Source organism: Desulfotruncus arcticus DSM 17038, from assembly GCF_900113335.1.
GTDB lineage: Bacteria > Bacillota > Desulfotomaculia > Desulfotomaculales > Desulfallaceae > Desulfotruncus > Desulfotruncus arcticus.
The window spans coordinates 1-5,717 of the sequence record NZ_FOOX01000042.1 but is presented as its reverse complement, the minus strand read 5'-3'; the positions used below and the strand labels follow the sequence as shown (position 1 = coordinate 5,717).

General features: G+C 44.3%; 3 protein-coding genes and 1 pseudogene. All 4 read right to left on the bottom strand.

All coding sequences use genetic code 11. The annotated features are described in order from the left end of the window. Positions 1 to 190, bottom strand: a pseudogene (locus BM056_RS25270) (methylenetetrahydrofolate reductase C-terminal domain-containing protein); the annotation flags it as partial. Then, complete coding sequence (locus BM056_RS25265; protein ID WP_092476265.1) at positions 187 to 624, bottom strand: hydrogenase iron-sulfur subunit; 438 nt, start codon at positions 622 to 624, stop codon at positions 187 to 189. The gene BM056_RS25265 and the pseudogene BM056_RS25270, both read right to left, overlap by 4 nt. Position 625: 1 nt before the next feature. Next, the gene (locus tag BM056_RS25260; RefSeq protein ID WP_092476262.1) at positions 626 to 5,056 is read right to left on the bottom strand and encodes an FAD-dependent oxidoreductase; all 4,431 of its coding nucleotides are present in this window, start codon (positions 5,054 to 5,056) and stop codon (positions 626 to 628) included. Positions 5,057 to 5,357: 301 nt separating this feature from the next. Further along, the coding region (locus BM056_RS25255) for a methylenetetrahydrofolate reductase (protein ID WP_174550013.1) at positions 5,358 to 5,717 on the bottom strand (360 nt) is incomplete at its 5' end.

Below are 5,717 nucleotides of genomic sequence, written 5' to 3'. Positions count from 1 at the left end.
TTACCGTTTCCAGTGGGTTGCCTTCCGTTTGGCGTAAAATGTGCAGTGAGGAAGCCAGTACTTCGGTTTCCTTTTCGCCGCCGGCAAGGCAGACGGTTACGCAACCGGCACAGCCAACCAGCAGAACTTTTTTACAGTCGCTAATCATTGCTGCAATGTCTTTGACGGGTTTTTGTTGGGCGATAATCAAGCTGCGCCACCTTCTTTCTTGGCATTCTTATTTAGTGGGCTTGGTCCAAGCTGTAAAACGCGATCAGTCATTTCATTGACAATTGCAGCAAAGCGCTGTCCATCGGAAGCCGGCAGGTTATAGAACTCGAGTCGTTCACTGCCAAAGCCGATCTCGTCAAGAATTTTCTTAACCTGATGCACACGTTTTTTCGCGCGGATATTACCCTTAAGGAAGTGACAATCACCCTCCATACAGCCGGCAACAATCACACCGTCTGCGCCGTCTTCAATGGTTTTTAGAAGCACCCGGTGTTCAATGGTGCCTGAACAGGGCATTTCAATAATTCTTACGTTTGGGGCATACTGCAGTCTCATCGAACCTGCCAGGTCCGCAGCTGAGTAAGCTCAGTAACGGCAGCAAAAAGCAACAACTTTGGGCTCAAATTCTGCCATTTTAAAGCACCTCCTCAAATAAACCATCTACCATTTTGATGAGCATGTTATCGTTATAACCCTGCAGGGTAATGGCTTTATTGGGACACTCACCGGCACACGTTCCGCAACCTTGACAAAGTACAGGTTCGATTGCGGCAACGTTATGCTTAATCATAGGTACATTAAATGGACACAGCCTTACACAGGTTAAGCAAGCTGCGCATTTTTCAGGATCTACAACAGCAACCAGACCGAGCGACTCTAAGTTGTCCTTGCTCAGGGTAGTTGCAGCACGTCCCGCGGCTGCTTTGGCCTGGGCGATATTCTCTTCCAGATTTTTAGGTCCGTGAGCAATACCGGCCATAAATATACCTTCTGAGGCAAAGTCCACCGGACGGAGTTTCATATGGGCTTCCAGGAAGAATCCGTCGGCATTTGTTGGGACTTTGTATAACTGACTTAACTTAATATTATCTTCCGGCGGCAGTATAGCCGCTGCAAGTCCTACCAGGTCCGCGTCAATAACAATGTCCTGGTCAAGCACATGGTCTTTGATCGTAACCGTAATCCCCTGTCCATCCTTTTCAACGCGTGGTTTATGGTCAACGTCATACCGGATAAAGATAATACCTTTCGCTCTTGCTTCCCGGTACATATCTTCCAATAAGCCATAGGTTCTAATATCGCGGTAAAGGATAAACACATTTGCCTTGGGATTGGCATTCTTACACTGAATTGCCAGCTGAATGGATTTGGAACAGCATACCCTGCTGCAATATGGCCGCTCAGGTTCGCGTGATCCTACACAATTAATTAATACAATATTTTTGGCATCTTCCACTTTGCCATCTTTAATGACATCTTCCATTTCCAAAAGAGTCATTACCCTCTCATCTTGGCCGTACAGGTATTCCTGAGGTTTGTATTCACGCCCGCCCACGGCTACTATAGTAACGCCATGCTGAATTTCAGTACCGTCAGTTAACATAGTATTAAAGTTGCCGTGGTGACCTGAAGCGTCTTTAATCTCTGCTGATTTATACACCGATACCAGAGGATGACTTTCAACCTGATCAATTAGATCATTAACGAAAGGCTGAATCTCTTCCCCTTTGAATCCTGTGGTAATGCGTTTGCTTAAACCACCAAGCTCAGTTGATTTTTCCAGCAGGTTAACTTGATAGCCCATTTCGGCGAGGTTTAGAGAGCTAACCATACCGGTTAACCCGCCGCCGATAACCAGAGCAGACTTAATTACGTTTATGGAATCCTGCTTAATTGGTTTTAAAAGCGCAGCTTTGGCAACTGCCATCTTAACCAGGTCAATGGCTTTTTGGGTTGCTTTATCAGGTTCGTGCATATGTACCCACGAACACTGATCACGAATATTAGCCATTTCAAATAAAAACTTGTTTAACCCGGCCTCTCTTAACGTCTCCTGGAACAGCGGTTTATGAGTTCTGGGACTGCACGAGGCTACAATTACACGGTTTAAATGATATTCTTCGATAGCTTCCTTAATTTTAGCCTGAGTATCCTGCGAACATGTATAAAGGTTATCTTCAGCGTGCACAACATAAGGTAATCTTTGGGCAACTTCAACCACCTCGGGAACCCTGACCACTCCACCGATGTTAATGCCGCAGTTGCAAATAAAAACGCCGATTCTCGGTTCTTCACCGGTTACGTCCCGCTCAGGTGGAAAGACCTGCTGCTTAATTAATGTTCCTCGCACATCACCGAGCAGGCTTTCTGCAGCACTGGCTGCAGCGCTTGCCTGCAGTACTGTTTCAGGAATATCCTTTGGCCCGCTAAAAGCCCCGGCTGTAAATATGCCAGGTTTGGAAGTGTTTACTCCTGTCAATGGCGCTAGCTCGGCAAAACCATATTGATTAATATCCAATTCTAATTTACTGCCTAACTCTGTTGCTTGCTTCGACGGCTCAAGGCCTACAGAAAGCACAACCAGATCGAACTCTTCAGTAAATACAGTGCCATGTTCGTCAGAGTAGCGAATAATCAGATTTTTGCTGTCATCGCTTGACTCTTCTACTGCAAAAATACGTGAGCGGACAAAGTTTACGCCATGTTCTTTTTCCGCTCTTTGGTAGTACTTTTCAAAGTCCTTACCAAAGCACCTCATATCCATCATGAAGATGGTGGTATTTAGTTCATGGTGGCTGTGTTCTTTCGCGATAACAGCTTCTTTAATCGCATACATGCAGCAAACTGAAGAGCAGTAGCCGTGACTTTCCCTGACATTCCTTGACCCAACGCACTGAATCCAGGCTATTTTGCGCGGTTCTTGATTGTCATAAGGTCTAACCAGATGACCCTGGAATGGTCCCGATGCACTTAACACACGTTCAAATTCAATACTTGTCATTACATTGGGGTATTTTTTATACCCAAAGTAGCTTAATTGAGAAGGATCGTATGTTTCTACACCGGTACTTAGGATAATAGCTCCAACCTGAATCTCCTCATACTCATCCTGCATTTTATGGTCTATGGCCTGGCGCATGCAGGTATTAACACATTCGCCGCATTCAGAACAAATACCGCAGTTAAGGCATCTTTCTGCTTCAGCAATAGCCTGATCAGGCGTAAGCCCGCTGCTTTCCGGCATAAAGCCCTGTATTCTTTTTTCAGGGGCTGTATATGTTACTGTGTTAGGGGCTATTTTAGCAACTTCATCGGCTTTTTGCCGCAGCGGTGCGATCCTGGCTTCAGGAATTTTGAAAACACGGTCTTCCCTTTGATCAACCTGATTCAGATAACGAGTTATAGATTCAGCAGCTGTTTTACCGGCAGCTATCGCTGAGACAACATCACGGGGACCGGTTACATTGTCTCCGCCGGCAAAGATACCTTGAATGCTTGTCTCTAAAGTTTCCGGATCAACCTGTAAACGGTTGGCTTTGTTTAATAAACCTTGATCATAAGCTGATAAATAACTGAAATCAGTTCCCTGTCCGATTGCAACCAGGAGATAATCAGTGTCAAAGGTTTCACTGATGCTATCATCATACCTGGGATTAAAACGCCCGTTTTCATCAAATACAGATGCTACTCCCGTCAGTTCAATAGCTGTAACACTTTGATTACCTAGTATGCTTCTGACTCCCCGGGAATGATGGAATACTATCCCTTCTTCACCAGCCAGGTGGATTTCTTCGTTTGAAGCAGGCATTTCATCAGCACTCTCCAAACAAAAAACATGGACTTCAGCTGCACCCATCCGCAGCGCACACCTGGCAGTATCTATAGCAACATTACCACCGCCGATTACAGACACTTTTCCGGAAAGTGCAATGTCTTTATTTAAATTAACGCTGTTTAAAAACTCAATGCCGGAAATGATATTTCCTAAATCCTCACCGGGCACACCCAGCTTAAAAGGTTTGGGAGTTCCTGTGGAAATGAAAACAGCATCGTATTCTTTTTTTAATTCCTCTACAGAAAAATTAGTACCCCAACGTTGATTGTATCTTATTTCAATACCCAGCTTTTCCAACAGTTGAATTTCAAAGTCCAGGTATTTTCTCGGCAAGCGGTATTCAGGGATACCTTTACGCATCATGCCGCCGGCTATTGCCTCGGACTCAAAAACAACGGTCCGGTAACCACGCTTGACAAGCTGATAGGCAGCGGATAAACCGGCAGGACCACCACCAATAATAGCGATACTTTTACCTTGATCCGCTTCTTTTTCCGGCAGGGGCAAGTCTTCAGGGTTTGCTTGGTAAGCTGTTTCTGCCGCTATTCGCTTTAAGTTTCTGATACTTACAGGAGCGTCAATTTGGGCTCTGTGACAGTGGCTTTCGCAGGGGTGGGTACACACCAGACCACATACGGCGGGAAACGGGTTATCTTGGTAGATTAAGGACCACGCTTCTTGAAATTTTCCTTTTTTTATTAATTGTACATAGCCCTGTGCGTTTACTCCTGCGGGACAAGCAGCGCGACATGGAGAAATGCCGGCCTTTTCGATGGAAAAAGCTGCCGGCATAGCCTGTGGATATAATTTATAAATGGCGTTACGGTTGGCCAGCCCGGCGTTAAATTCATTAGGTACTTCAACCGGACAGGCAGTAGCGCACTCACCACAACCAGTACATTTATCAATGTCAACAAAACGCGCCTTCTTATTTATTTTTACTTTAAAATTGCCTGGTTCACCTTTAACCTCAATAATATTTGACAGCATATGTTTTTCAATATTCAAGTGTCTTCCACACTCAACTATCTTAGGAGAGAGGATACACATGGAACAATCATTTGTAGGGAAAGTTTTATCCAGCATCGGCATAATGCCGCCGATGGCCGGCGATTGCTCCACTAAATGAACATAATAACCAGACTCTGCAAGGTCAAGCGATGCTTGTATACCGGCAATACCAGCACCTACTACCATTACAGATCCCATTTTATCATTTTCCGCTCTCATATAAATTATCTCCCACCCTTCTAATTTATTTAGCATTATTTCGAATCAATGTTAATAACCTCATTATAATTATCTATTTGAACGCATGTCAATGAACATTTGTCAATAAGTTAAACAAATTATAGTATAAAAATAAAGTTAGTATAGTTTATTCATAAATTCACATAAGGAAGGGTGATTTTAAACCCAGTCAATAGATTTGGCCGGTTTTTCCTGGAGCATAAAAAAACCGCGCAGTTTTAACTGTACGGTTTTTTAAAATATATTGTAAGTTATTACTTTTTAACTACATTATTATGATTTATTTCTGCGGCCTTGGATATAGTCCGCTTCTTTCAACTATTTCAGGCACAACTTCTTCCCAGGCGATGGCCATTACGTGTACACCGTGCACGCCCTTAATGTTTTCCTTAATATACTTAATTTGCTCAATGCAAATTTCCACGCCTTCGCGCTTGGGATCTTCGGCATTTTTAAGCCGTTCCACCAGGTCGTCGGGCACGATCATGCCGCTGACGTTGTTTTGAATATACTTAGCTGCACGCCAGCTCTTCATCGGTGTCACACCGGCCAGGATATGCACTCTTTGATCAATGCCGCGCTCCCGTACCATTTCCATGAACCGCTCAAAGCGCTCCATGTCAAAAATACACTGGGTTTG

Coding starts and splice junctions, on each gene's coding strand:
- BM056_RS25260 (WP_092476262.1), bottom strand. CDS start 5,056: ATGAGAGCGGAAAATGATAAAATGGGATCTGTAATGGTAGTAGGTGCT.